Here is a 245-nt window from a genome sequence, read left to right on the forward strand (position 1 = left end):
CACGATGGAGGCGACCAGCAGGTGGAAATAGGAATCGACCTGTTCCCGCTCCTCTCTGGAAAGTCCGGAGGGAAGGTAATAAACAAGGCCATTATCCTGATCGGTCACCAGTCCCTGCTCCTGCCGGCCACCGCTGCCGAATTGCAGAAAGGCGTACGGCACAGGAGGATTTCCCATGCCTAACGATTGCAAAAGGCGGATGGACAGTTGTATGCTTCTCCGAATGATTTGATCGTGAATCAGGT

The 245-nt window shown here is 53.9% G+C and carries 1 protein-coding gene; it reads right to left on the bottom strand.

Annotated features, from left to right (window positions below):
* Positions 1–243 (bottom strand): DUF294 nucleotidyltransferase-like domain-containing protein (locus MXD62_RS40385; RefSeq protein WP_368862356.1); only part of this gene is annotated, 243 nt, incomplete at its 3' end.
* Positions 244–245 lie beyond the last annotated feature (2 nt).

Source organism: Frankia sp. Mgl5 (genome assembly GCF_023242985.1).
In the GTDB taxonomy this organism is placed as follows: domain Bacteria; phylum Actinomycetota; class Actinomycetes; order Frankiales; family Frankiaceae; genus Parafrankia; species Parafrankia soli.